Source organism: Streptomyces sp. NBC_00872, assembly GCF_045161915.1.
In the GTDB taxonomy this organism is placed as follows: domain Bacteria; phylum Actinomycetota; class Actinomycetes; order Streptomycetales; family Streptomycetaceae; genus Streptomyces.
The window spans coordinates 6,382,778-6,406,473 of sequence record NZ_CP108806.1 but is presented as its reverse complement, the minus strand read 5'-3'; the positions used below and the strand labels follow the sequence as shown (position 1 = coordinate 6,406,473).

The window sequence follows — 23,696 nt, the reverse complement described above, 5'->3', positions numbered from 1 at the left end:
ACCGTGAGCCGCCGTCACCGGCGGCACGGCCGGAAAGCCCCGTACGCGGTCGTGACCGGCTCGCGCCGCCGGAACCGCCGGCGGCCGGCATCGTCGAGGATTACGGGGCCGGAGTCCGGTACCCAGTGCCGCGACCGGCGGGGGAGGCCCACCGCGACGGGGGCCGGTCTCGCCGGAAGGGGTGGTGGTGTGCCCGCGCCGGCTCCCGCAGGAGAGGCCCAGCCGCCATGACCACCGTTCGCCGCTGCGCAGTGGCGCTCGCCGCAACCACCCTGCTCTGCGCGGCAGTCGCTCCGGCCGCCGTGGCGGGAGGCGACGTACCGGCCTCCACCCCCGGCTCCAAGGACTCCCCCGGCTCCGCCTCGGGCTCCAAGGACTCCCCCTCCGGTTCCTCCTCGGCCTCGCCCTCCCCGGCTCCCGCCGCCTCCGCGCCGGCGCCGTCCCCCGCACCCGTCGCCATCCCGCCGGGGCTGTACGGCGAGAAGGACCCGGCCTACGACGGTGTGTGGCGCCAATCGCTGGCGATACTGGGGCAGTTCGCCGCCGGTGTCCGCCCGGCGGACCAGGCCGTCGTATGGCTGAGGGGCCAGCAGTGCGCCAACGGCGCCTTCCCCGCGTACCGCCCCGACCCCGCCGAGCCCTGCGACGCGAGGACGGCCGTGGACTCCAACTCCACCGCCGCCGCCATGCAGGCGCTCGCCACGCTCGGCGGTCAACGGCCCGCCATAACAAAGAGCATGGAGTGGCTCAGGTCCGTACAGAACAAGGACGGCGGCTGGGGATATCTTCCCGGCACGCCGAGCGACGCCAACTCCACCTCCCTGGTGATCGGCGCGCTGGCCACCTTCGGGGTACGGCCCAGCTCGATGCGCTCGTCCGAGGAGAAGAGCGCCTATGACGCGCTGGTCGCCCTCTCGATCCCGTGCGACCCGGGATCGGGCGCGGACGCGGGGGCGTTCGCGTACCAGCCGGACAAGGCGGGGAGACTGACCGCCAATGACGACGCCACCGCCGCGGCCGTACTCGGCGGGCTCGGCAAGCGGATGATGGCCTGGCCGGTGCAGGCCGGCCCCGCGCCGTCCTGTGTGTCCACGCCGGACCCGGGCCCTGAGCGGGTCGCCCGCAACGGCGCCGCCTATCTGGCCTCCGCGCTCGCGGCGACCGGCCATCTCGACCAGCCGCCGATGCCCGGCGCCGACGACAGCGCGCCGCTGCCGGACACCGGCAACACGGCGGACGCCGTCGTCGCCCTGACGGCCGCCGGATACGGGGACCAGGCGTCCGGCGCGCTGGAGTGGCTGAAGCGGAACTCCGGTGCCTGGGCCCAGGAGAACGGGCCCGCGGCCTACGCCCAGCTCATCTTCGCCGCCCACGCCACGGGCACGGACCCGCGCAACTTCGGCGGGATCGACCTCGTGGAGCGGCTGAACGCGACGGGGCCGACACCCAGGCCCATGGCGTCCGCCACCGCTCCGGCCGCCACCGCGGCGCACGGGAACAGCGGCCGTGACCAGGGGATGCTGTGGATACTCGGCTTCGGTGCGGTCGCCTGTGTCGCCATGGGCTTCCTGCTCAACGGCCGCAAGAAGACACAGGAGACCCCGCAGAGTCCGCCGAGCCCGCAGTCGTGATCCGCGCCCGGCACCGGCTCCTGGCGCTCGTCGTCCTCCTGCTTCCCGTCTGTCTCGTCGGTGCCCTGGGTACGGGGAACGCCCAGGCGGCTGGCTACCGTTACTGGTCCTTCTGGGAGAGCGACGGCGGCGACTGGAGCTATGCCACCCAGGGTCCGGCCACGGCCCGGCCCGCCGACGGCACCGTCACGGGCTTCCGTTTCTCGGTGAGCGAGGACGGCGGGGACGCCGCCCGGCCGCGCCGCGCGCCCGACTTCGCCGCGATCTGCGGTGACACTCCCGGGCGCGAGGGCCGCAAACGGATCGGCGTGGTCGTCGACCCCGGTACGGCGGCCGATGCCCCGGCCGGTGAGCGGGCGCCCGCGCTCCGGGCGGAGTGCGCCCTGCTCGGCGAGGACGCGACGGCCGCGGAGGCGCTCGCGGCGGTCGCGGAGCCGCTGCGCTACAGCGGTCAGGGGCTGCTCTGCGCGATATCCGGCTATCCGGCGACGGGATGCGGGGAGCAGGTGACGGACCGGGCCCCGGCCACTCCGTCGGCCGAGACCGGTAAGACAGCAGGCAAGACACCCGACGGGACGGCCGGAACCGCCGACACCGATGGCACGGGCGGCGGGGGTTCGGTCGTCGGTCTGATCGGTACGGCCGCCGCCGTACTCGTCCTGGTCGTCGCCGGTCGCCGGCAGGCCCGCCGCCGACGCGGCTGAACCGCACCCGATGAGCCGCACCCGATGAGCCGTTCAGCAGGTCTTCCGCGCCCGTTCCGTAAGCGGTGCTCCGTAAGCGGTGCTCCGTAAGTGGTGCCGTCTATCCGGGCTCCCGCGCCGCCCTTCCCCCTCCCCCGGCCGCGACCGCCGTGTCACCGTCCGCCGTGTCGCCGTCCGCCGCTTCGGGGCTCCGCCCCTTCGGGAACGGGTCCGCCTTCGTCACCACCCGTGGCAGCAGTCTCCTCGGCCCCGCCAGCAGATAGGTCAGCCCGAGGCCCGCGCCCACGACCGCCGCGCCGCCCGCCGCGTCCAGCACCCAGTGATTGCCCGTGGCCACGATCGCGCAGACCGTGAAGAGCGGATGGAGCAGACCGAGCGGTTTCATCCAGAGTCTCGGCGCCAGGACGGCGATCACCACACCGCACCACAGCGACCAGCCGAAGTGCAGCGAGGGCATCGCCGCGTACTGGTTGGTGAGCGCGGTCAGCGCCCCGTAGTCCGGATTGGTCAGATCCTGCGGTCCGTGCACCGTGTCGATGAAGCCCATGCCCGGCATCAGCCGGGGCGGTGCCAGCGGATAGAGCCAGAAGCCGAGCAGCGCGAGGACCGTGGCGAAGCCGAGCGAGGAACGGGCCCAGCGGTAGTCGGCGGGCCTGCGTACGTACAGGACGCCGAGGATCGTCAGCGGCACCAGGAAGTGGAAGGACGTGTAGTAGAAGTTGAAGAAGCTCTCGGCCCACTCCGTCCGCGCGACCGCGTGGTTGACCCAGTGCTCGATGTCGATGCCCAGCGCCCGCTCGACCGAGATGACCTGACGGCCGTGCTCCTCGGCGGCCTCGCGGCCTCCGGTCGCCACCAGCCGGATATGTGAGTAGACCGAGTAGCCGACGCGGATGACCAGCAGTTCGAGCAGCAGATTGGGGCGGCCGAGCAGCCGCCGCCAGAACGGCAGCAGCGGGACCGCGCTCCAGCGCGCGGGCACGGGCCGGGCGTACTCGGTCGCGACGGGCCGTTCGAAGTACGGCGAGGCACGCGCCAGGAACGGCACCGCGCAGGCCGCCGCCAGCGCCGCGATCAGCGGTACGTTCTCCCGCACGGGATGGAGCAGCGCGATGTTCGGCAGCAGCATCTTCCCGGGCAGGGTCATCACCAGTACCACCACGGCCGGCCACACCAGCCGGTCCCTGGCGCGCGTACCGACCCGGCCGACGAGCGCCAGCAGCACCCACAGGAGCTGGTGCTGCCAGGCGGTCGGCGAGACCGCGATCGCGGCGCAGCCGGTCAGCGCCACGGCGAGCAGCAACTGCCCGTCGCGCGCGTAGCGGACCGCGCGGCGCAGTCCGACGAACACGACGGCCGCCGCCAGGACGCCGAAGAGCACGATCTCCAGGGGGCCCTCCAGGCCCAGCCGGAGCAGCGCGCCGTGCAGGGACTGGTTGGCGAGGCTGTCGGGCCGTTCGCCGAGACCCGCGCCCGCCACATGGTGCACCCAGTACGCCCAGGAGTCGCCGGGCATCGCGGCCCAGGCGAGCGCGGTGGAGGCGGCGAAGGTCCCCGCCGAGGTGACGGCGGCCTTCCTACGGCCCGTCAGCCACAGCAGGGGCGCGAAGAGCAGCACGGCGGGCTGAAGGGCGGCGCCGATGCCGACCAGCGCTCCGGAGCCGCGTTCACCGCGTACGGCGAAGCAGCCGAGCAGCACCAGCAGGACGGGGATGATGCTGGTCTGGCCGAGGTAGAAGCTGTTGCGGACCGGCAGGGACAGCATGAGCAGACTGATCGTGACCGGCGCGGCCAGCAGGCCGGTACGGCGTGAGACCCGGCCCGGCAGGGCGCGGGCGACCACCAGGCCGAGGGCGACGACCAGCAGCAGCGTGCCGAAGGTCCAGGCGATGCCGAGGCTCTCCTCGGCCGAACGCGCCAGCGGTTTGAGCACGAGCCCGGCGAACGGGGTCCCGGTGAATCTACCGGTGTCGTACAGCGAGCCCGACACATGCAGGACGCCGTTGTCACCGATCCAGGTCTCCAGATCGGTGAGCCGTTCACCGGGCGGCTGTCTCAGTACCGCCGTGGCCTGTCTGACCGCCAGCACGGCGGCGACCAGCCATAGAACGGCGCGGGCCGCGCCGAACCCGTCTCTCAGCGGGCCCGCCGTGCCCGCCGCCGCACCGCCGTGCACGCTGTGCTCCGCCTTCACCACGCCGCGCCGACCCTCCGTCCGAAACCGCCGTCCTTGGGGCATGAGCCTCGCATTGCCCGGTCGGGAAGACTCAGGCAACCCCCTCTTCGCCTGTCTGTCATCCCTGTTTTGTCTCAATGCCCCTGTCTTCCGGGTTTACGGCGACGACGGGCGGGGGCGGGGAACCGGGTCCCGCGCGGGGCCGTCCGATCCGGTGTCCCACGGGACGGCGAACAAGGACGGCACAGAGGGCGTACGGGACACAGGGTGCGAGTCGGTCGGAAAGTACACCATGCGGTGGTCCGCGGAGCGGCCCCGGGGACACCGGTCGGCGCGGCGCACCGGGCGCTCCCGCCACCGCCGACAGCCGCCGACAGCCGCCGCCCGTCGGTCGCCTGCGATATGTTCCCAACGGGAACTAATTCGGTACTCCCACACCCGACACCCGCGCACGGACGAGAGGCCTCCATGTTCCAGGAGCAGTGGACCGCGGTCGACCGCTATTTCACCGATCAGCTCGCCCCCGCCGACGAAGCGCTCACGGCGGCACTCGCCGCCGCCGACGCGGCCGGCCTGCCCGCCATCAACGTCGCCCCGAACCAGGGCAAGCTGCTCCAGCTCCTCGCCCGCGTCCAGGGCGCCCGTACGATCCTGGAGATCGGCACGCTCGGCGGCTACAGCACCATCTGGCTGGGCCGCGCGCTGCCCGACGACGGCAGGCTGATCTCCCTGGAGTACGACCCCGTCCACGCGGAGGTGGCGCGGGCCAGTCTGACCCGCGCAGGGCTCGACAAGATCGCCGAGGTCCGGACGGGTCCCGCGCTGGAGACGCTGCCCGTCCTGGAGGCCGAGGGCGCGGGCCCGTTCGATTTCGTCTTCATCGACGCGGACAAGCCGAACAACCCGCACTATCTGGAGTGGTCGCTGAAGCTGACGCGCCCCGGCAGCGTCATCGTCGTGGACAACGTCGTACGGAGCGGAGCCGTCGCCGACCCGACGGGCACCGACCCCTCGGTGGTGGGCACCCGGAGGATGATCGAGCTGATGGCGGCGAACCCCCGGCTGTCCGCGACCGCCGTGCAGACGGTGGGCGTCAAGGGCTACGACGGTTTCGTACTGGCCCGCGTACTGGCCTGACGGTCGGTCGGACGGACATGGACGGGCGGAGGCGGTGGGCCGTCCCTTGCCCACCGCCTCCTGGTCCTGCCGGGCCCTGCTCGGTCGGTCTTCGCGGGCCCGTGGTGTGTCAGATACGCAACAGCCGCTCCGTGAACTCGCGGTAGCTCTGGAGCGTGAGCCTCAGCTTCTCGGTGTCCGAGCCGTCCGCCGCGCCGTCCTTCACGTTGTCCGTCGTGCGCTTGCCCGCGCCGGGTTCGCCGCCCTCCCACTGGGCGCGCAGCGACCGCGGACGTTCGGCCAGCGCGGTGGTGAGTCGCTCGGCGGCCTCGTCCAGCACTCCGGCGGCCTCCTCTACGGAGCGCCGGGGCCCGTCGACGAAGGTGCTCAGCGCGTCCTGGAGGCGCAGGGCGAGCCGCTCGCTCTCGTCCTGCGAGAGGAGGCGCGTGCCGTGGGCGTCGCCCGTCCCATGGGTCCCGTGGGTGCCGCTCGTACCGTGGCTCCCGTGGGTCGCGCTCGTGCCATGGCTCCCGTGGCTGCCGCTCGTACCGTTGCTGTCCCGGGTGCGGCTCGTACCGTTGGTGCCGCTCGTGCCGCTCGTACCGTTGGTGCTCGTCGGCCGTCCGGCGGTGTCTCCGGCACCGGCACCGGTGGATCCGCCGGGCGCTCCCGTTCCGTCCGGGGCGAGCACCGGCTTCACGGGCTCGCGCGCCGCTTCCCGTGGCTGACGGGCGTGCAGCGGCTTGACCGGTTCACGGACGCCACGCGGCTCCATGGGCCGGTCCGCCGCGACGGGCCGGTCCGTCCCGGCCGTCCGCCGGCCGTCCCTGGCCGGGGGCACGGCCGCCGTCCCCGGGTCGCTCGTATCGCTCGTACCGTTCTCGCTGTCGCTCTTGGGGTCGTACGTCATCAGACACCACTCCCTTTGGGCCGCAGAGTAAGGTTCCGGTTCCTGTTCCGGCCGACGGCGCCGCCGCGGTGCCTGTCGCTCCGGTCCGGGTGACCGAGGATCAGCCGGTCGAAGAGCTGACGCGCGCCGAGCAGCGTCTCGCGCAGTTCCTCCGTGCTCGTGCCACGGCCGTCCGTCGAGGCCACCTGGCGCATCCTGCGGTATCCGTCCATCTGGTACGCGTGGTGCACGGAGAGCGCTTCGAGCTGCTCGTCGGACCGGGCGTCGTGCTCCGTGCCGCCGGGGTAACCGCGGTCGGCCGCCAGCCGGGCCAGCAGCCGGTCCGCCTCCACGACCGCTTCCCGCGGCGCGTCGACGAAGCGCTCCTGGAGCTCCGTCCAGCGGGCCACGTACTGGTCACGCCGCTCCGCGGGGAGCGGCGCCGAGTTCAGCTCGCCGTACCGCCCCACCCGCTCGGCCAGCTCGTGCTCCGTGGCCTTGGAGTCTCCGTCGTGATGTGCGAGAACCCGCTCGTACTCCGGTCCGAACCGGCGCTTCAGTCCGCTTCGTCCGCTTGCCCTGCCGGGCCCGATGTACAGGACCGCGGCCACGACGCCCACGAACACCACGGCCAGAGCGACGACGATCAGGACTGTGGACATGATTGCCTTCCTTGTTCTCGTCTCGTCTCATCCCGTACGTGTACGTACCGGTACCGCTCGTAACGGGTCGTTCCTCAGAGCGGGTTGCCCGTAATCCGTCGGTCAAACGGTCCGGGCTCAGATGGCGTGGTCCCTCGGCGGGAACGGGGCCTGCGGGCGTTCGCTCTCGGCTCCGCACAGCTCGCTGTTGAGATCCCGTACGAGCTTCACCAGGTCCTTGGGCCTGCCGGGTCCCCACCAGTCCCCGAGCAGCTCCGTCAGGGAGTCCTCGCGCGCCTTCGCCAGTACCTCCGCCGTCTCCACGCCCCGTGGGGTGAGGGTCAGTTCAAGGCCTTCGCGCCTGGCCAGCCCCCGCTCCTCCACCTGCCGGGACGCGTCGGTGACGGATCTGACCGGTACGGGCCGGGTCTCCAGGAGCGCGCCCGGCTGCACCGAGCCATGGCGCCGGATACGCAGCAGCAGCCAACTCGCCGCCGGGAGCAGGTCGTACCCCGCCTTCGCGGTGATCTTCTCGTAGATCCGGTGACGGCCCTCACGCGTGCCGAGCACCGACAGCGCGCGTGCCACCTCGTCGTGCGAGGAGCGTACGACCGGGTTGCTCGCCAGGGTCTCGCTTATCTCCGGGGCGGTCACCGAGCCGCGCAGCTTGTCCTCCTTGAGGAACCACGCCACGGCGAAGGCGAGCAGCACGGCCGGCGCCGCGTAGAGGAAGACATCGGTGATGGAGGTCGAGAACGCGTGCAGTACGGCGGGCCGCAGATCGGCGGGCAGCTGCTCGATGGCCCGGGGGTCGGCGGACAACTGGCTCGGCCCGACACCGGGCGGCGGCGATTCGCGGGCCAGGGCGGCGGTCAGCCGGTCGGCCAGCAGATTGCTGAAGATGGTGCCGAAGATGGCGACACCGAAGGACGCCCCGATCGAGCGGAAGAAGGTCGCGCCCGAGGTGGCGACACCGAGGTCCTGATAGCTGACGGAGTTCTGCACGACCAGCACCAGGACCTGCATGACCAGTCCGAGGCCCGCGCCGAAGACGAAGAAGTAGACGCTCGCCTCCCAGATACCGCTGGTCGCCGTGAGCCGGTGGAGCAGCAGCAGACCGATGAGGGTGACGGCGGCGCCCAGGATGGGGCAGGCCTTCCAGCGGCCGGTATGGCTGACGATATGGCCGGAGACGGTCGAGGTGAGCAGCAGACCGAACACCAGGGGCAGCAGATGGACCCCGGACATGGTGGGTGTCACGCCCTGGACGACCTGGAGGAACGTCGGCAGATAGGTCATCGCGCCGAACATCGCGAAACCGACGACGAAGCTGATGACCGCGATGAGCGTGAAGGCCCTGAGCCGGAAGAGCCGCAGCGGCAGTACGGGTTCGGTCGCGCGCCGCTCGGCGTGGACGAAGAGCGCGAGCAGGACGGCGCCGAGGGCGGCGAGTCCGATGATCTCGGCGGAGCCCCAGGCCCAGGTCGTACCGCCGAGCGAGGCGACCAGGACGAGGCAGATGGCGACGGACGCGATCAGAGCGGTGCCGAGGTAGTCGATGGTGTGTCTGGTCCTGTGGACCGGTATGTGCAGGAAGGCCGCGATGACCGCGAGCGCGACCCCGCCGACGGGCAGATTGATGTAGAAGACCCAACGCCAGCTCAGTTCCTGGGTGAAGAAACCGCCGAGCAGCGGGCCGAGCACACTGGTCGCGCCGAAGACCGCGCCGAACAGCCCCTGGTACCTGCCGCGTTCACGCGGTGGGACGAGATCACCGACGATCGCCATCGACAGCACGATCAGTCCGCCGCCGCCGAGGCCCTGGACCGCGCGGAAGGCGATGAGCTGCGGCATGTTCTGGGCTGTGCCGCAGAGCGCCGAGCCGATGAGGAAGATGACTATCGCGGTCTGGAAGAGCCGCTTACGGCCGTACAGGTCACCGAGCTTTCCCCAGAGGGGAGTAGCGGCGGTCGACGCCAGCAGATACGCGGTGACGACCCAGGAGAGATGTTCCAGTCCCCCGAGATCGCTGACGATGGTCGGCAGTGCGGTGGAGACGATGGTCTGATCGAGCGAGGCGACCAGCAGTCCCATCAGCAGGGCGCATATCGCGACCAGGACGGTGCGCGGTTTCTGACTGTCGCCGGGGGCCGGACTTATGGCCGGGGTACTCACTTCCTGAATCATGGAACAACTCCTCGGATCCGCCGGATTCCATCCTGTCCGCTCTGTCCGGTTATGGCCTGCCGAGAGTCCACCGGAGCACCCGGGTACGCGCACACCCTCCACACACGGCCTGCATAATCGGCGGCAGTTCAAGGGGAGGGAACCCACGTTGACCGGACAGCTCTGTCCCGAGTGCGGTACGCCGCGCGCCGCCGACGACAGACCCGGATGCGCTTGCGCGGAGCGACCAGGACCCGTGTCACCGGCCGGGCGGCACTCCGCCCGGCCGGGGGCCGCGGAGACGGCCGCGGAGACCACGATGGTGCTGACGAAGATCACCGGAGCCGCCGCGCCGGAGCCGCCGGCCGCGTCAGGGACCGCTCAACCGGCGGACACCCGGAAAGCGGACGGGGCGCCAGAAACCGTGGCGGCGCGGACCGTGGCCGGGCAGGCAGTGGCCGGGCAGGCAGTGGCGCCCGGGGGTGCGGCCTCCGGGACCGCGGCTCCAGGGGGTGCGGCTCCAGGGGTGACTCCCGGGGGTGTGGCGCGGGCGTCCGAGCAGCCGACGGAGGCTCAGCAGGCCGCCGCGCAGGGGGCCGCGCGGGAAACCGCCGGGGGAAGCGCACAGGAAACCGCGGAGATGCCCGCCGTGGAGACCCCGGAAAAGGTCACGGAAAAGGCCACGGAAGAGATCACGGAGGAGATCGCGGAGGCGGAGGACTTCAATCCGCTGCGCGTACGCCCATACGTGACACTCGACGCGGGCGACGACCCTACGGAGCCGCCACCGGCCTTCCGCACCACGGGCCCCATGCCGCCCCTCGCCCCGGCCACCAACTCCGCCACGCCACCGCCCGCGCGCTTCTATCCGCCACCGCCGCCGCCCCGTCGTACGCCGTACCGGGCGCTGGCGATCGGCGCGGCGGCCCTGGCGGTGATCGGTACGGCGGCGTTCGCCGGCGGGCTCTTCTCGGGGAGCGAACCGGGCGCGCGGACGCTGCCGGACCAGAGCGACCTGCCGGCCGTGGGTGTCATGGAGCCGGACCCGTCGGAGTCGTCGGCGACCCCGACACGGTCGGGCGCGTCGCTCTCCACGGGCGGCGCCGCCCCCTCCCCCGGTCCCACCCTCAGCACGGTCCCTTCCGCCACCGCCTCCGCCTCCGCCTCCGCCGAACGGCAGCCGTCCGCACCGCCCTCGTCGCCCGCGCCCAAGGACCCGCCGTCGCCCACGCGAGAGGCGTCGGAGCAGCCGTCGCTCGCGCCGGAGGGCATCTCGCTCGGCCCCGGGGACTCCGGTCCCGAGGTGGTGGAACTCCAGAACCGGCTGGGGGAGGTCTGGCTGTTCCGCGGCCCGGCCGACGGCCGGTACGACCAGCGTGTCGAGGGCGCGGTACGGATCTACCAGTCGTACAAGAGCATCGAGGGCGACCCCGAGGGCGTCTACGGACCGAACACCAGACGCGCCCTGGAGGCCGAGACCAAGGGGCATGGCCGACGGCACTGAGCCGCTTTGTATAATGACGAAACAAAGTGGTTCCGCCCGTATACCCTGACCGGCGGGCGGAGCCGCTTCTGTCCGCCCGGCCCCGCTACCCCGCTCCCGCGCTCTGGAGTCCGCCGATGACGGCCACCGCTGCCACCACGACATCCACGTCCACGTCCGTCCTGACCACCCGTGCCCTCCTCCTCGACATGGACGGCACACTCGTCAACTCCGACGCCGCAGTGGAGCGCTGCTGGCGGCGCTGGGCGGTCGCGCAGGAGCTGGACCCGGAAGAGGTGCTCAAGGTCGTCCACGGCCGCCAGGGGTACGCCACGATGGCGGTGCTGCTCCCGGACCGGCCCATGGAGCTGAACCTCGCCGACAACCGCAGGATGCTGGCCGAGGAGACGGCGGACACGGAAGGCGTCGTCCCGATCCCCGGCGCCCCCGCCTTCATGGCGGCCATCGCGGCGCTGCCGCACGCCCTGGTCACCTCGGCGGACACGGCCCTGGCCGAGGCGCGTATGACGGCGGCGGCCCTTCCCATGCCGGGGACCCGGGTCACGGCCGAGAGCGTCGAGGCGAGCAAACCGCACCCGGAGGGCTTCCTGCTGGGCGCGGCCCGGCTGGGCTTCGCGCCGGAGGACTGCGTGGCGCTGGAGGACTCGGAGGCGGGCATCACGGCGGCCCGGACGGCGGGCATGCGGGTGGTGGGCGTGGGCCCCCGGGCCGCGGCGATGTCCCCGGACGTCCATGTCCAGGACCTGACCGGACTGCGCGTGGAAGCGCTGCCGACGGGCGAGATCCGGCTGCACGCGACGGCGTAGGACGAGGGCGCGGCGCGGCGGGAGGCGCGGGTCCGGGAGGCGGAGGAGACTCACCGGTCGTGGGCGACCTCGTCACGGCGGCCGGAGGTACGGCCGCCAGAGGTACGACAGTCGGAGGTACGACAGCCGGAGATACGGCGGCCGGGGTCACCGGCCCGGGGGCAACCGGCCCCGTCCGGCCGGGTCCTCGTACGGCAGGATCCGGCGCCCGGGTCAGACGTCCCGGTGGAGCCGGCCGCGCGCGACCAGTTCGAGCACCGTACTCACCGCCACGGCCTGCACCGCCAGCAGTGCCACCAGTACGAAGAGCTGCACCGCCCCCGCCTGCACCGGCGACGCGCCGCCCAGCAGCATCCCCACGAACGCGCCCGGCAGCGTGACCAGCCCCACCGTTCTCGTCTGATCGAGCCCCGGCAGCAGCGCGTCCGACGCCACGGCCCTGGCCACCTCCATCCGGGCGTCCCGGTCGGGCAGCCCGAGCGCGAGTCCCGCCTCGACCTCGCCCCGCCGCGCGTGCAGCTCGTCGAGCGCCCGCCGGCCGCTCAGCACCGTCGCGGTGAGCGCGCCACCGATGAGGATCCCGACGACGGGGACCACCGCGATGCCCCGGTGCGGTACGACTCCGGTGAGCAGCAGCAGGGCCATGACGGGCGCCACCGCCACCCCGATCGGCACGGCGGCCCACCACCAGGTCCGGTTCTGGGTGACCCGTCGGCCCGCGGTCCGTACGGCGACGGCGTACATCAGCACCACAAAGCCGAGCAGCGGCGCGACGGCCCCGACCACCCACCCGATCAGCAGTGAGACCGCGCCGAGTTGAGCGGCGGCCCGCACCCCGGCGAAGGCGATCTCACGGGCCCGCCCGAGCCGGGCCAGCGCGGCCACGGCCACGGCGACGACCAGCAGCAGCCCGAGGACGACCCAGAACGTCACGTCGACCCGCAGCAGCACAGCCCCACCCTAGGCCCTGCCTTCAAGGTGGCGCCGCCCGCCCGGAGGGCGGGGCCCGCGCACGCGGCGGAGCGTCCGGCCGGCCGACGGGTTACGGACGGGCCCGTCAGCCCGGTCGGGGCGGACCCGTCGGCGCCGGGGGCGGCACCGGGGCGGGGCCCATGAGTTCCGGACAGACCCGGTCTACTCAAGACAGACCCCGTCGGCTCCAGGCAGACCCCGGCCGGCCCCGCGCGGCGGGCCGCGCCCCCGCGCGCCGCGCCACCCCGACCGCGCCAACTTTGCCCCGATTGGGCCCACTTGCCCACCCGCCAGGAACTACCCGGCACCCTTACCCTCTTGATGTGACGTGCTCATGTCGCCACCCTGTTACCTGGCGCCCACCCCACGGAAACCAGCCACAGCCACGATGGCGGCCGGACCGACGGTCCAGCGAGGCCCGGTCCGAACGTCCCACCCCCGCACGGTCCGGTCAGATTCCCCCCACCCCAAGGGAGTTCGCATGTCAGGTATCTACGCGCGTCGAATGCCCCGTATCGCCGTTCTCGCCGCCTCCGCCGCCCTCGCCACCGCCACGACCCTGCTCACCGCCCCCTCGGCGCAGGCGGCCATGCCCACTCCGGTCAGCGCGGCCACCGCCCGCTCCTACCTCGGCCAGCTCACCGTGCGGGCGGAGGGCTCCACCAGCGGTTACAGCCGTGACCTGTTCCCGCACTGGATCACTCAGTCCGGCTCCTGCGACACCCGCGAGACCGTGCTCAAGCGCGACGGCACGAGCGTCGTGCAGAACTCCAGCTGCGCGGCCACCAGCGGAAGTTGGTACTCCCAGTACGACGGCGCCACCTGGAGCGCCGCGTCCGACGTGGACATCGACCACATGGTGCCGCTCGCCGAGGCCTGGACGTCGGGCGCGAGCGGCTGGTCCACCTCGCAGCGCCAGTCCTTCGCGAACGATCTGACCCGTCCGCAGCTCATCGCCGTGACCGACAATGTGAACCAGTCGAAGAGCGACCGCGACCCGGCCGAGTGGCTCCCGCCGCGCACCGCGTACCGCTGCACGTACGTCCGCGCCTGGGTCCAGGTGAAGTACTACTACAACCTCACCGTCGACTCGGCCGAGAAGAGCGCGCTCCAGAGCGTCCTGAACGGCTGCTGACACCGGCCCACCACCGCCCCGTCACGGCGTCAGGCCGCGCCACCACCCGGTCACAGCGACCGGTCACGCCACCACCCGGTCACGGCGTCCCGGCCCCGGCCCGCTCCCGCGGGACCCCCCACACCCGCCGGGACCGCCTCCCCGCCTTCCTCCGTCGTTCCGTACCCTACGGTGCGACGGAGGAGGGCAACCATGACCGGACTGCGCCTGGGGCCACTGCTGCGGTACGTCGACTTCGGCGGCCACGGCACGGCGAGCGTATGGGTCGAGACCGACCGGCCCGCCGCGGCGGAGGTCCGGTGCGCGGACGGCGCGTACGGCATGTCGCGCACGTTCCATGTCGCAGGGCACCACTACGCGATCGTGCCGGTGACCGGTCTGACACCTGGCACCACCACCGCGTACGACGTACTGCTCGACGGCCGCCGGGTCTGGCCCCCGGAGGACTCCGCCCTCCCGCCGAGCACGATCCGCAGCCCCGCGGTCCCCGGTGGTTCCCTCGGCACCGGCGGCGCCGGGAGCATGGGCGACGGGACCGCGCTGCATGTCTCGTTCGGGTCCTGCCGGTGGGCCGCGCCCGCGCACGGTGAGCCCGATCCGGTCGGCCCCGACGCGCTCGACACCCTCGCCAAGCGGCTGGCGGGCGACCCCGACGCCGTACGCCCCGACGTACTGCTGCTCCTCGGCGACCAGGTGTACGCGGACGAGACGTCGGACCCGACCCGGGCCCGGCTGGCGCGGCGGCGCGATCCGGCGGAGCCGCCGGGCGACCAGGTCGCGGACTACGAGGAGTACACCTATCTGTACGACGAGTCCTGGGGCGACCCGGACGTGCGGTGGCTGCTCTCCACCGTGCCGAGCTGCATGATCTTCGACGACCACGATCTCATCGACGACTGGAACACCAGCGCCGCCTGGCTGGCCGACATACGGACAGAGCCCTGGTGGCAGGAGCGGGTGCTCAGCGGGCTGATGTCGTACTGGGTCTATCAGCACCTCGGCAATCTCACCCCCGAGGAGCTGGCGGCGGACGAACTGTACGCGGCGGTACGGGCGGAACCCGACGGAACGGACCTGCTCCGGAAGTTCGCCACGGAGGCCGACCGCGATCCGGCCTGTGTGCGCTGGAGTTACCGGCGCGACTTCGGCCGTACCCGGCTGCTGATGGTCGACTCCCGTGGCGCGCGGGTACTGGAGGAGTCGAAACGCTCGATGCTCGACGAGAGCGAGGAGCGGTGGCTGCGCGAGCAGGTGATGGCGGGCCGCGACGCCCCAGGGCAGCGGGCGGGGCAGCCGACGCGGCCCGCGGAAGAGCCGGGCGAACGGCCCTCCGGCCAGGGCCCGTACGACCATCTCCTGATCGGCACCTCCCTGCCCTGGCTGCTCCCGCCCTTCATCCACGACGTGGAGTCCTGGGACTCCGCGCTCTGCCGGGGCGAACGCGGCCCGCGCTGGGCCCGGTTCGGGGAGAAGCTGCGGCGGGCGGCCGACCTGGAGCACTGGGCCGCCTTCCCCGACTCGTTCGACGCACTGGCCGCGCTGATCGCGGAGGCCGGCGGCGGGCCGGACGCCCCGGCGACGGTGTCCGTGCTCTCGGGCGATGTGCACCACGCGTATATCGCGGAGCCCACCTGGCCGGCCGGGGACGCCCCGGACGCACGGGTCCTCCAGCTCACCTGCTCCCCGGTGCACAACTCCGTACCCGGCTGGATAAAACTCGGCTTCCGCCTGGGCTGGAGCCGAGGCGCCCGCCGCCTGGGCCACGCCCTGATCCGGCACGGCCGGATCCACCCCCCGGACGTCGACTGGCGCAGAACGGGCGGCCCCTGGTTCGGCAACCAGCTCATGACCCTCACCCTCCAGGGCCGCTCCGCCCACCTACGCCTGGACCAGGCCCACACCCGCTCCGGCGAAGCCGAGCTGGTGACCGTGGAGAGACGGTCCCTGACCCCCTGACCCCCTCCCCCCCTCACCCCCTCACCCCCGACGGGTGGGCCCCGCAGGGACAGTAATGGTGATCATGGCTATGCCGACCCCGTGTCTGTATATGCACGCCGCGCCGGACCGTAATCTGGTGACAACCCGTCAGGCTCGGAGAGTTGGTCGGTCACCGTGGTTCAGTACCTCGTCGGCTCGCGCGCGAGCAATCTTGCCAAGGCTCAGGTGCGCGAATATCTGCGTCCCCTGCGCGAACGATTTCCGGACACCGTTTTCACGCACCGCGTGATCCTGGAAGGGGGCGACAAGGACCGTAAGTCGCTCCTGTCTCGCGTGTCCGCTGTCAGCGGTGGGTCGGCTTTCAGCACCGAGCAGGAAGCCGCATTGGTACGGGGTGATGTGGATGTGATTGTCCATTCGCTGAAAGACCTTCCCACGGCGAACCCTCCGGGCCTTGTACTGCTGGCCCCGCCGGGACGTGAGGACGTGCGCGACGCGCTGTGCGGCTCGACCCTCACCGGTCTGCGGAAGGGGGCGAGAGTCGGGACCGGTGCCCCCCGGCGCATTGCACAGCTCCTCGCGGTCCGCCCCGACCTCGACATTGTCCCGATCCGGGGAAATGTGCCGCCTCGCCTCAAGAAGATCGAGACGGAAGGTCTTGACGCGGTGGTCCTCGCGGTAGCAGGGCTTCGCCGACTCGGTCTGGACGATGCGATCGGGGAAGCGTTGCCGCTCGACCTTTTCCCGCCGAGTCCTGGTCAGGGAGCACTGGGTATTCAGGTCCGCGAAGACAACGCGTCCATCCGCGAAATTCTGTCCACGGTCGGAGACATGACCGTCGATGCCCAGGTACGGGCGGAACGCGCGCTACTGGCCGACCTGCACGGGGGATGCAGTGTGCCGGTGGGCGCGTATGCAGAGACTCTGCCGGACGGAAATCTCAGACTCTCCGGCCAGGTAACGTCACTCGATGGCAGAGAGCAGATTTCCAGGGCGCTGACCGGACCGCCCACCAAGCCGGAAGAACTCGGCGCGGCCCTGGCCACAGAACTCATCGACCAGGGCGCGCATTCGATCCTTGACGCGGTGCGGGGTGTTCTCGCGGCTAGGTGAGCTGTCGGGCGATATCGAGCGCGGCATAAGTGACGCTCGCGCTCGCCCCCGCTCGTTTCAACATGGTGAACAGCTCAATCAACAGGCGTACGTCCCGCAGCCCGGTCGCGGAGTCCACGCGGGTCAGCGCGGTGTATTCGCCCGACACGGAGAAGGGAAAGAGTGGAACGCGGGTGCTCGTGCGGAGCGTGGCGAGCACATCGGCCGTGAACTGTGCGGGCTCCAACAGAATCATGTCGGCCCCGGCGGCTTCCATCCGTAATGCCGTGTCGACGAACTGGTCGGCCTTCCCGGGGTTGATCTGAAACTCCCGGTTGAGTCCCGCTTTCGGGGTCGCACCCATCGTGAGCCTGAATCCGTCGTACAGGCTGGACCAGAAGATCACATGTGGCATGACGGACACTTCCGCGTGCCCTGTCTCGTCCAGGAGATCGCGAACGGCGCCGACCGTGCCGAGCACCATGGACGCGGGCCCGACGATGTCCGCTCCTGCTTCCGCGTGTGCGAGTGCCTGCGCGGCTGTCGCCTTCACGGTGGAAGGAACATCCGGCTGTCCGTGCCGATCGGTGAGGTAGCACACCCCATCGGTGGTGTACGAGCACAGGCACGTTTCCGTCATGACCGCGAGGCACGGTTCCGCGTCCTTGCACGCATGGATGGCACGGACCATGAGCGAATCGGGGGCGAGCGAGATTTCCCCGGTCGCGTCCCGCTCGGCGGACTCGGCGAACAGCTTCACAGACCGGATACCAAGGGCGACGCACTCGCGGACCACGGCGGGAATCTCGGCGACCGTGACCGTGGGCATGGGGCGGTCGGCGTGCTCCTCGGTGACAAGCAGCACCATGGACAGATCGGCCGGTGTGAGCGTCTGCGGCTCCAGCAGGCTTCGGACAGCCGGTCGGCTCCGGAGCGGGCTTGTCGCCCTGATGGTTGCGTGGTTGCTGTGTGTCGTGGTGACGGTCATGTTTCATCCCTTGGGTCGGATCGTGCGTGATGTGAACAGCTCCGAGTAGTCACCGGCCTGTCTCCCGGTCACTACTCGTGTTGTTGGTGCTCAATCGTTTCGAAACAGTCTTCGTGCACGTACGCGTCCCATCCGGGACCGGAGGGAGCGTCCCAATACACCTTGCGGTGGGGTACCTCAGGTTCGTCCGGTGCGCACGAACGGGACCGGCCGATCGATGGCCGGCGCCTGCTGCCCTTTCCCTGTACGGCTCTCACTGTTGGCGTTGCTCGCACTAGGCAACCGCGCGGTTACACAGAGCGGTACTGTTGGAAAGCGCACGAGAGTTAAGAGCGTTAAGCGATTGGCGCCTCCGTGCATGGGGAGTTGAACGAACCGTGAGCACCAGCGAACCGAACAGCGGGTTGGAACGACTGTTCCGCGAGACCGGTTGGACTCTGCGGCAGTTCGCCCAGGCCGTGAACCGCATCGGGACCGAGCAGGGCACCCCGGTGCGGTACCGCCCCCCGTCCGTACACCAGTGGCTGAACGGCGGGATGCCGCGCGAGTCGGCCCGGCCATTGATCCTGGAAGCGCTCGCCCGGAGGCTGGGCCGCGCCGTAGCCCCGGCGGATGCCTGCTTCGCCGCTCCGGAAGCGCCAAGCGCATCGGGCACTGTTGACGGGATCATCGATCTCGGAAGGCAGGACATGGACCCGTCACGCCGCAGCGTCATAGGCTCTGCTCTCTTTTCCGTCGCACTCACGGTGCCCAACTGGCCCGATGTCGTGGGTCGCATGGAGGCCGCACAAACCGGCGGCATTCAAAAAATCGGCATGGAAGACGTCCAGATGGTCATCGCCATGACCGAGCGCGTATCGGACCTGGACGACCAATTCGGAGGACGTCACGCACGCCCCATGGCTGCCGCGTTCCTGGTCAACACGGTCGCCCCCTACCTTCGAGCAGACGGGGCCGAACCGGTCCGTAAAGCCATGATGTCCGCCGCATCGGACCTCTGCTATCTGACCGGGTACATGGCAGTGGATGAAGGAGTTCACGGCCTTGCCCAGCGCTACTACCTCAAGGCGCTTGAGTTGGCGGGCGCTTCCGAGGATCATTTGACATACTGCACAACACTTCGCGGGATGAGCGTTCAGGCCGTCGACCTGGGGCATGGACGAGAAGCGATGCGCCTCGCAGATGCCGCAGCGGCGGCATCGCCCAAAGCGGGGCCGCGAATGAGAGCCTTCCTCGCAGGGCAACAGGCTCACGCCAGCGCACAGATTGGCGACAACTCCCGCGCGCTCATATATCTACGTGAAGCCGAAGTGTCCATCGAAAAGGCGGAGTCCCGATCGCCGGCATTCGGATCCTACAACCCGTCAACTTTCGCGTATCACGTTGCTCAAGTGCGCTACGAGCTCGGCGACATACCCGGAAGCGTAGATTACCTGCACACACATTTCCGCTTGCGTGACTCTACCGACAGCCGACGATCAGCCATTCGCTTCAGCTCCATGCTCGCCGAACGGCAATTGCGAATGGGACACCTTGAAGCCGCATGCGGAACATGGGAAAAGGTTCTGGACGAGTATCCCACTATTCACTCAGGCCGAGTGGACCAGCAGGTTTCCAGAATCATCCCGCTTCTGGAGCCATATCGATCCAACTCGGCAGCGGGGGAAATCTATGAGCGATCCCGTCAGTCGCGCGGCAAGACGGGCGGTCCCCGGTTCGGCACCAGCCCATAACCCTGACCCGCAGGGCCGTTCCGCCGGTCCGCGACCGGGCCGGGGTCACGCCCCGCCCGGCGAAGCCGAGTTGGTGACCGTGGAGAGACGGTCCCTGACAGGCTGACACCTGGCGACGCTCCCGAGTCCCCGACAGCCGCTTCGTGATCATTCACACAAGGCGTGATCCTTGGCCCAAGGGTTCGGCTGCCGGTGCGGCAACGGCATGATGATGCGGACCATCCGCTTCCCGTACCCCACATGCCCCGGGAGTCACAGTTTTGTCCGATGCACGGCCGCCCCAGCCCCGCTCACTCGCCGTCGTCGGCGCCGGTCCCCGCGGCACCTCGGTCCTCGAAAGACTCTGTGCGTCCGTGCCCGAACTGGCTCCGGACGTCCCCCTGACCGTCCATCTCGTCGATCCCGCGCCACCCGGCGCGGGTCTTGTCTGGCGTACCGACCAGTCGGCCGAACTCCTGATGAACACCGTGGCCTCGCAGGTGACCGTGTTCACCGACGAGAGCGTCGAGTGCGAGGGCCCGATACGGCCGGGCCCGAGTCTGTACGAGTGGGCCGCGGGCCGCCCCGACGAGCGGCTCGGTCCCGACGACTACCCGAGCCGCGCCGCCTACGGCCGCTATCTGGAGTGGGCGTTCCGTACGACGGTGGAGAACGCGCCGGAGAATGTGACGGTCGAGGTGCACCGGGCCCGCGCGATCCGGCTGGACGACGGAGCCGACAGTGCCGACGATGGCGCGATCACATCCCTCGTGGCGCCCGGCTCATCCCGTACACCTGGTTCGTCCACCCCCCAACGGCCCGCCCAGACCCTGACTCTGGACAATGGCACAACGCTTTCCGGCCTCTCCGCGGTCGTTCTCGCACAGGGTCATCTACCGGTGGTTTCCGGCCAGACCGAGGCGACCCTCGCGCAGTACGCCGCGCGCCACCGGCTCCGCTATCTGCCGCCCGCCAACCCCGCGGATGTCGATCTTTCGGGGGTCGCTCCGGGCGAACCGGTTCTGCTGCGCGGCCTCGGCCTCAATTTCTTCGACCACATGGCGCTGCTGACGGCGGGCCGCGGGGGCATTTTCGCCCGGGGGGCCGACGGCGTTCTCGTATACCACCCGTCGGGGCGCGAACCGCAGTTGTACGCGGGCTCGCGGCGCGGAGTCCCGTACCAGGCGCGCGGTGACAACGCGAAGGGACCGTCCGGACGGCATCTGCCGCTCGTGCTGACGCCGGATGTGATCGCGGTCTTCCGCAAACGCGCCGACGAGGGCGATCCGCCGGACTTCCGCGCCGAGATATGGCCGCTGGTCGCCAAGGAGGTGGAGGCGGTCTTCTACGCCACCACCCTCTTCGGAGCCCCGCCCGCGTCCAGGACCTCCGCCCGGCCCCCGTCAATGTCAACGTCAACGTCAATGTCAATGTCAGCGGCGCGCAGCCGTCCGCCGCTCACCCGCGAGGACTTCCTCGACCGCTTCCTCGCGATGCCCCACGGCAGCCCGCAGGAGTCCGCCGTCCTGGACACGGCCGGGATCGCCCCGGCCGACCGCTGGTCCTGGGACCGGATCTCACGCCCGTACGACGGGGAGCCCTTCCGCGATCCGGCGGATCACCGCGCCTGGCTGCTGGCCCATCTGCGGCGGGACGCGGCCGAGGCGGCGCTCGGCAATCTCGCCGGCCCGGCCAAGGCGGCCCTGGACGTGCTGCGCGATCTGCGCAACGAGATACGTCAGATCGTCGACCACACCGGGCTCACCGGCAGCTCCCGGCGCGACCATCTCGACCGCTGGTACACGCCGTTGAACGCGTTCCTCTCCATCGGTCCGCCGCGCCGCCGTATCGAGGAGATGGCGGCGCTGGTCGAGGCAGGGGTGCTCGATGTGATCGGGCCCCGGACGACCGTCAGAACCATGGACGGCGCGTTCGTCGCCGAGTCGCCCGAGGTGCCGGGATCGGCCGTCCTGGCCACGACCCTCGTGGAGGCCCGGCTGCCGGAACCGGACCTCCGGCGCAGCTGCGACCCCCTGCTCTCACGGCTTCTGAAGACGGGCCAGTGCCGGCCGCACCGCGTCGGTGGTTACGAAACCGGCGGCCTGGATGTAACACGCCGTCCGTACCACCTCATAGACCGTCAGGGGGAATTCCACCCCAGGAGGTTCGCCCTCGGGGTGCCCACGGAAGGGGTGCACTGGGTGACCGCCGCGGGAGCGCGGCCGGGCGTCGACTCGGTGATGCTCTCGGACACCGACGCGGTGGCACGTGCCACCTTGCGCACGCCGCCGACCGGGGGCGCGGAGGGCGCGGCGCGAAATGATCCACGGCGGAATGTTGAACTTGCAAGCATTGATTAGGTCTGCCTAACGTGAGGGGAGCTTCTCATCGGTCCAGACCAATCGATCGAAGGAGTACAACCCCCCATGTACACACGCCTGAACCATGCTCAGCCCTACGCCATCGGGCTGTTCCGTATAGTCGTCGGGCTTCTTTTCGCCTGTCACGGAGCCGCCTCGCTCTTCGGCCTCTTCGGCAAGGAGACCATCGAGGCGGGCGCCTGGCCCGGCTGGTTCGCCGCCGTCATCCAACTCGCCGGCGGAGTACTGGTGCTGCTGGGCCTCGGCACCCGGGTAGCGGCCCTGGTGTCCTCGGGCTCCATGGCGTACGCGTACTTCAACGTGCACCAGCCCGAGGGACTCTTCCCGATGCAGAACAACGGGGAGCCCGCCGCCATGTTCTGCTGGGCGTTCCTTCTGATCGTCTTCACCGGTCCCGGAGCGCTCTCGCTGGACCGGCTGTTCCCCTCCCGCGGCTCCCGCGGTTCCCAGGGCGACAGTGAGGGGGCGGGGCGGGAACGACGTACGGCGGTGGCCGCCTGATCCACACGCTCCGCCGCTCGCCGCACCCGCCCGGCCCGGCCGACCTGCCCGGCCTGCTTGCTCCGCCTGCTCTGCCTGCTCCGCCTGCTTCGCCCGACCCGTTCGACCCGTTCGTCCCGTTCGACCGATGTGGTGGCACCCCGATACCGGCGCCCGGACCCCTGACCAAGGTCCGGCCGTCGTCGTCGCACGCCCCGGGCGATCTCGTCGTACCGCACAGGCGTACGCTGTACGGCGGCAGCCGCCCCTGCCGCTTCCCTGCGACCGCGGCACTGTCACAGGACCGGGCGGGGAGAGTCGAGAAGGTGCTGGAGAGTCTGGGGTCGCTGACCGGCAGCCCATGGATCTACGCGGTGGTGGGTGTCTCCGTACTGTTCGACGTGTTCCTGCCGGTGCTGCCCAGCGGTGTGCTGGTGATCACGGCCGCGACGGCCGCCGCCGCGGGCGCCGGTTCGACCGCCGTCGCCGACGCGGCCGACAAGGTGGCCCATGTACCGCGCGAGGTGCCCTCGCTGCTCCTCCTGATGGTGTGCGCGGCCGGCGCCTCCGTACTGGGCGATCTCTTCGCCTTCCGGCTGGCCAGACGCGGCGGCCGGCTCGGCCGGGCCATCGCGCGCTCACGCCGGCTGACCTCCGCGCAGGAACGCCTGGGCGGCGCGCTCAGCCGTGGCGGCGGGATCCTCGTCGTCATCGCGCGGTTCGCCCCGGCCGGACGCTCGATCGTCTCCCTCGGCGCGGGCGCGGCCCACCGCAAGGTGATGGAGTTCCTGCCCTGGTCGGCGCTGGCGGGCGTGGCGTGGACCGGTTACAGCACGGGCCTCGGCTACTTCGGCGGCCAGTGGCTGGGCGCCAGTTGGGTCGGCACGGCCGTGTCCGTCCTGGCGCTGTTCGCGGCGGGCTCACTGGCGGCGTTTGTCATCCGGCGCCCCGAGCAGGCCCCTGCCCCGGCCGCGGCCCCGACCGGCTGACCTCGGACCGTAGGCCTCGGGCGTACGGACCGGTGTCAGACGTACGGTCCGGCCTCAGGCGGTACGAGCCGGCGCGGCCGGTACGGGCGCGTTCGCGCCGGGGTTCGCACCCGCGCTCGCGTCCGCACCCGCCCTCACGCCCGCGCCCCGTACCTCGATGTCCCCGAGCAGTCTCGCGGTCGCCTCGGCGATCTCCTCCACGGCCCGGTCGAACACCTCACGGTTGTGCGCCGCGGGCGCGCGGAAGCCGGAGACCTTGCGTACGTACTGGAGGGCGGCGGCCCGGATGTCCTCCTCGGTGGCCTCTTCGGGGAGCACGGGCGGACGGAGAGTCTTGATGCTGCGGCACATGCCCCCAGTGTGCCCCCTACGGCGA

At 71.0% G+C, this 23,696-nt stretch carries 19 protein-coding genes; 12 read left to right on the top strand and 7 right to left on the bottom strand.

The genetic code is table 11. The features are described from left to right. Positions 1-227 precede the first annotated feature (227 nt). Together OG214_RS27400 and OG214_RS27395 are read left to right on the top strand one after the other, a co-directional pair. Positions 228-1,631: a prenyltransferase/squalene oxidase repeat-containing protein gene (locus OG214_RS27400; protein ID WP_405986233.1), complete on the top strand. Its 1,404-nt coding sequence runs from the start codon at positions 228-230 to the stop codon at positions 1,629-1,631. After that, a complete protein-coding gene (locus tag OG214_RS27395; RefSeq protein ID WP_405986232.1) occupies positions 1,628-2,335 on the top strand; it encodes an SCO2322 family protein in 708 nt (235 codons plus the stop codon). Before OG214_RS27400 ends, OG214_RS27395 begins: the two co-directional genes overlap by 4 nt. Positions 2,336-2,435: 100 nt before the next feature. Here OG214_RS27395 and OG214_RS27390 read toward each other — a convergent pair whose 3' ends face one another. Further along, entirely contained in the window at positions 2,436-4,532 is a 2,097-nt protein-coding gene (locus OG214_RS27390) for a bifunctional glycosyltransferase 87/phosphatase PAP2 family protein (protein WP_405986231.1), read from the bottom strand. Positions 4,533-4,979: 447 nt separating this feature from the next. On the opposite strand from OG214_RS27390, the gene OG214_RS27385 reads away from it, so the two are divergent. Then, a complete protein-coding gene (locus OG214_RS27385) occupies positions 4,980-5,648 on the top strand; it encodes an O-methyltransferase (protein ID WP_363079495.1) in 669 nt (222 codons plus the stop codon). A 109-nt stretch (positions 5,649-5,757) separates the two neighbouring features. On the opposite strand, the gene OG214_RS27380 is transcribed toward OG214_RS27385, so the two are convergent. From OG214_RS27380 to OG214_RS27370, 3 genes are all read right to left on the bottom strand, one after another. Further along, complete coding sequence (locus tag OG214_RS27380) at positions 5,758-6,537, bottom strand: hypothetical protein (protein ID WP_405986230.1); 780 nt, start codon at positions 6,535-6,537, stop codon at positions 5,758-5,760. Continuing rightward, positions 6,537-7,178: a hypothetical protein gene (locus tag OG214_RS27375; protein WP_405986229.1), complete on the bottom strand. Its 642-nt coding sequence runs from the start codon at positions 7,176-7,178 to the stop codon at positions 6,537-6,539. The genes OG214_RS27380 and OG214_RS27375 overlap by 1 nt, the downstream gene beginning before the upstream one ends. 117 nt (positions 7,179-7,295) lie before the next feature. After that, the gene (locus OG214_RS27370) at positions 7,296-9,344 is read right to left on the bottom strand and encodes a DHA2 family efflux MFS transporter permease subunit (RefSeq protein ID WP_405986228.1); all 2,049 of its coding nucleotides are present in this window, start codon (positions 9,342-9,344) and stop codon (positions 7,296-7,298) included. A gap of 619 nt (positions 9,345-9,963) precedes the next feature. Between OG214_RS27370 and OG214_RS27365 the strand changes: the two genes are divergently transcribed. Both OG214_RS27365 and OG214_RS27360 read left to right on the top strand, forming a co-directional pair. After that, positions 9,964-10,827 carry a peptidoglycan-binding domain-containing protein gene (locus OG214_RS27365; RefSeq protein WP_363079499.1) on the top strand — a complete coding sequence of 288 codons (864 nt, stop codon included), beginning with the start codon at positions 9,964-9,966 and terminating at the stop codon, positions 10,825-10,827. Positions 10,828-10,943: 116 nt separating this feature from the next. Continuing rightward, positions 10,944-11,633: an HAD-IA family hydrolase gene (locus OG214_RS27360; protein ID WP_363079500.1), complete on the top strand. Its 690-nt coding sequence runs from the start codon at positions 10,944-10,946 to the stop codon at positions 11,631-11,633. Positions 11,634-11,846: 213 nt separating this feature from the next. On the opposite strand, the gene OG214_RS27355 is transcribed toward OG214_RS27360, so the two are convergent. Continuing rightward, complete coding sequence (locus tag OG214_RS27355; RefSeq protein ID WP_363079501.1) at positions 11,847-12,584, bottom strand: ABC transporter permease; 738 nt, start codon at positions 12,582-12,584, stop codon at positions 11,847-11,849. 502 nt (positions 12,585-13,086) lie between these two features. Between OG214_RS27355 and OG214_RS27350 the strand changes: the two genes are divergently transcribed. The 3 genes from OG214_RS27350 to hemC all read left to right on the top strand — a co-directional run bounded on the left by OG214_RS27350 (position 13,087) and on the right by hemC (position 16,791). Continuing rightward, positions 13,087-13,740, top strand: a complete 654-nt coding sequence (locus OG214_RS27350) for an HNH endonuclease family protein (RefSeq protein ID WP_363079502.1) — start codon at positions 13,087-13,089, stop codon at positions 13,738-13,740. A gap of 192 nt (positions 13,741-13,932) precedes the next feature. After that, positions 13,933-15,696, top strand: a complete 1,764-nt coding sequence (locus tag OG214_RS27345; protein WP_405986227.1) for an alkaline phosphatase D family protein — start codon at positions 13,933-13,935, stop codon at positions 15,694-15,696. 156 nt (positions 15,697-15,852) lie between these two features. Further along, a complete protein-coding gene (gene hemC, locus OG214_RS27340; protein ID WP_363079504.1) occupies positions 15,853-16,791 on the top strand; it encodes a hydroxymethylbilane synthase in 939 nt (312 codons plus the stop codon). Here hemC and OG214_RS27335 read toward each other — a convergent pair. Further along, the gene (locus tag OG214_RS27335) at positions 16,784-17,758 is read right to left on the bottom strand and encodes a hypothetical protein (protein ID WP_363079505.1); all 975 of its coding nucleotides are present in this window, start codon (positions 17,756-17,758) and stop codon (positions 16,784-16,786) included. The genes hemC and OG214_RS27335 overlap by 8 nt on opposite strands. Before the next feature lie 377 nt (positions 17,759-18,135). On the opposite strand from OG214_RS27335, the gene OG214_RS27330 reads away from it, so the two are divergent. The 4 genes from OG214_RS27330 to OG214_RS27315 all read left to right on the top strand — a co-directional run bounded on the left by OG214_RS27330 (position 18,136) and on the right by OG214_RS27315 (position 23,320). After that, positions 18,136-19,491: a tetratricopeptide repeat protein gene (locus OG214_RS27330; RefSeq protein WP_405986226.1), complete on the top strand. Its 1,356-nt coding sequence runs from the start codon at positions 18,136-18,138 to the stop codon at positions 19,489-19,491. Positions 19,492-19,751: 260 nt separating this feature from the next. Next, positions 19,752-21,830: an FAD/NAD(P)-binding protein gene (locus OG214_RS27325; protein ID WP_405986225.1), complete on the top strand. Its 2,079-nt coding sequence runs from the start codon at positions 19,752-19,754 to the stop codon at positions 21,828-21,830. Positions 21,831-21,896: 66 nt separating this feature from the next. After that, on the top strand, positions 21,897-22,352 hold the full coding sequence (locus OG214_RS27320) for a DoxX family protein (RefSeq protein ID WP_363079509.1): 456 nt from the start codon (positions 21,897-21,899) through the stop codon (positions 22,350-22,352). A 305-nt stretch (positions 22,353-22,657) separates the two neighbouring features. Then, the gene (locus OG214_RS27315) at positions 22,658-23,320 is read left to right on the top strand and encodes a VTT domain-containing protein (protein WP_363079510.1); all 663 of its coding nucleotides are present in this window, start codon (positions 22,658-22,660) and stop codon (positions 23,318-23,320) included. 54 nt (positions 23,321-23,374) lie between these two features. Here the strand turns inward: OG214_RS27315 and OG214_RS27310 are convergent, their stop codons facing one another. Next, entirely contained in the window at positions 23,375-23,671 is a 297-nt protein-coding gene (locus OG214_RS27310) for a DUF2277 domain-containing protein (protein ID WP_405986224.1), read from the bottom strand. Between the last annotated feature and the right edge of the window lie 25 nt (positions 23,672-23,696).

Excerpts from the sequence above, each read along its gene's own strand:
- OG214_RS27310 (WP_405986224.1), bottom strand. The coding sequence starts at position 23,671 with ATGTGCCGCAGCATCAAGACTCTCCGTCCGCCCGTGCTCCCCGAAGAG.
- OG214_RS27335 (WP_363079505.1), bottom strand. The coding sequence starts at position 17,758 with ATGACCGTCACCACGACACACAGCAACCACGCAACCATCAGGGCGACA.
- OG214_RS27360 (WP_363079500.1), top strand. The coding sequence starts at position 10,944 with ATGACGGCCACCGCTGCCACCACGACATCCACGTCCACGTCCGTCCTG.
- OG214_RS27400 (WP_405986233.1), top strand. The coding sequence starts at position 228 with ATGACCACCGTTCGCCGCTGCGCAGTGGCGCTCGCCGCAACCACCCTG.
- OG214_RS27320 (WP_363079509.1), top strand. The coding sequence starts at position 21,897 with ATGTACACACGCCTGAACCATGCTCAGCCCTACGCCATCGGGCTGTTC.
- OG214_RS27370 (WP_405986228.1), bottom strand. The coding sequence starts at position 9,344 with ATGATTCAGGAAGTGAGTACCCCGGCCATAAGTCCGGCCCCCGGCGAC.
- OG214_RS27350 (WP_363079502.1), top strand. The coding sequence starts at position 13,087 with ATGTCAGGTATCTACGCGCGTCGAATGCCCCGTATCGCCGTTCTCGCC.
- OG214_RS27345 (WP_405986227.1), top strand. The coding sequence starts at position 13,933 with ATGACCGGACTGCGCCTGGGGCCACTGCTGCGGTACGTCGACTTCGGC.
- OG214_RS27375 (WP_405986229.1), bottom strand. The coding sequence starts at position 7,178 with ATGTCCACAGTCCTGATCGTCGTCGCTCTGGCCGTGGTGTTCGTGGGC.
- OG214_RS27365 (WP_363079499.1), top strand. The coding sequence starts at position 9,964 with ATGCCCGCCGTGGAGACCCCGGAAAAGGTCACGGAAAAGGCCACGGAA.
- OG214_RS27385 (WP_363079495.1), top strand. The coding sequence starts at position 4,980 with ATGTTCCAGGAGCAGTGGACCGCGGTCGACCGCTATTTCACCGATCAG.
- OG214_RS27380 (WP_405986230.1), bottom strand. The coding sequence starts at position 6,537 with ATGACGTACGACCCCAAGAGCGACAGCGAGAACGGTACGAGCGATACG.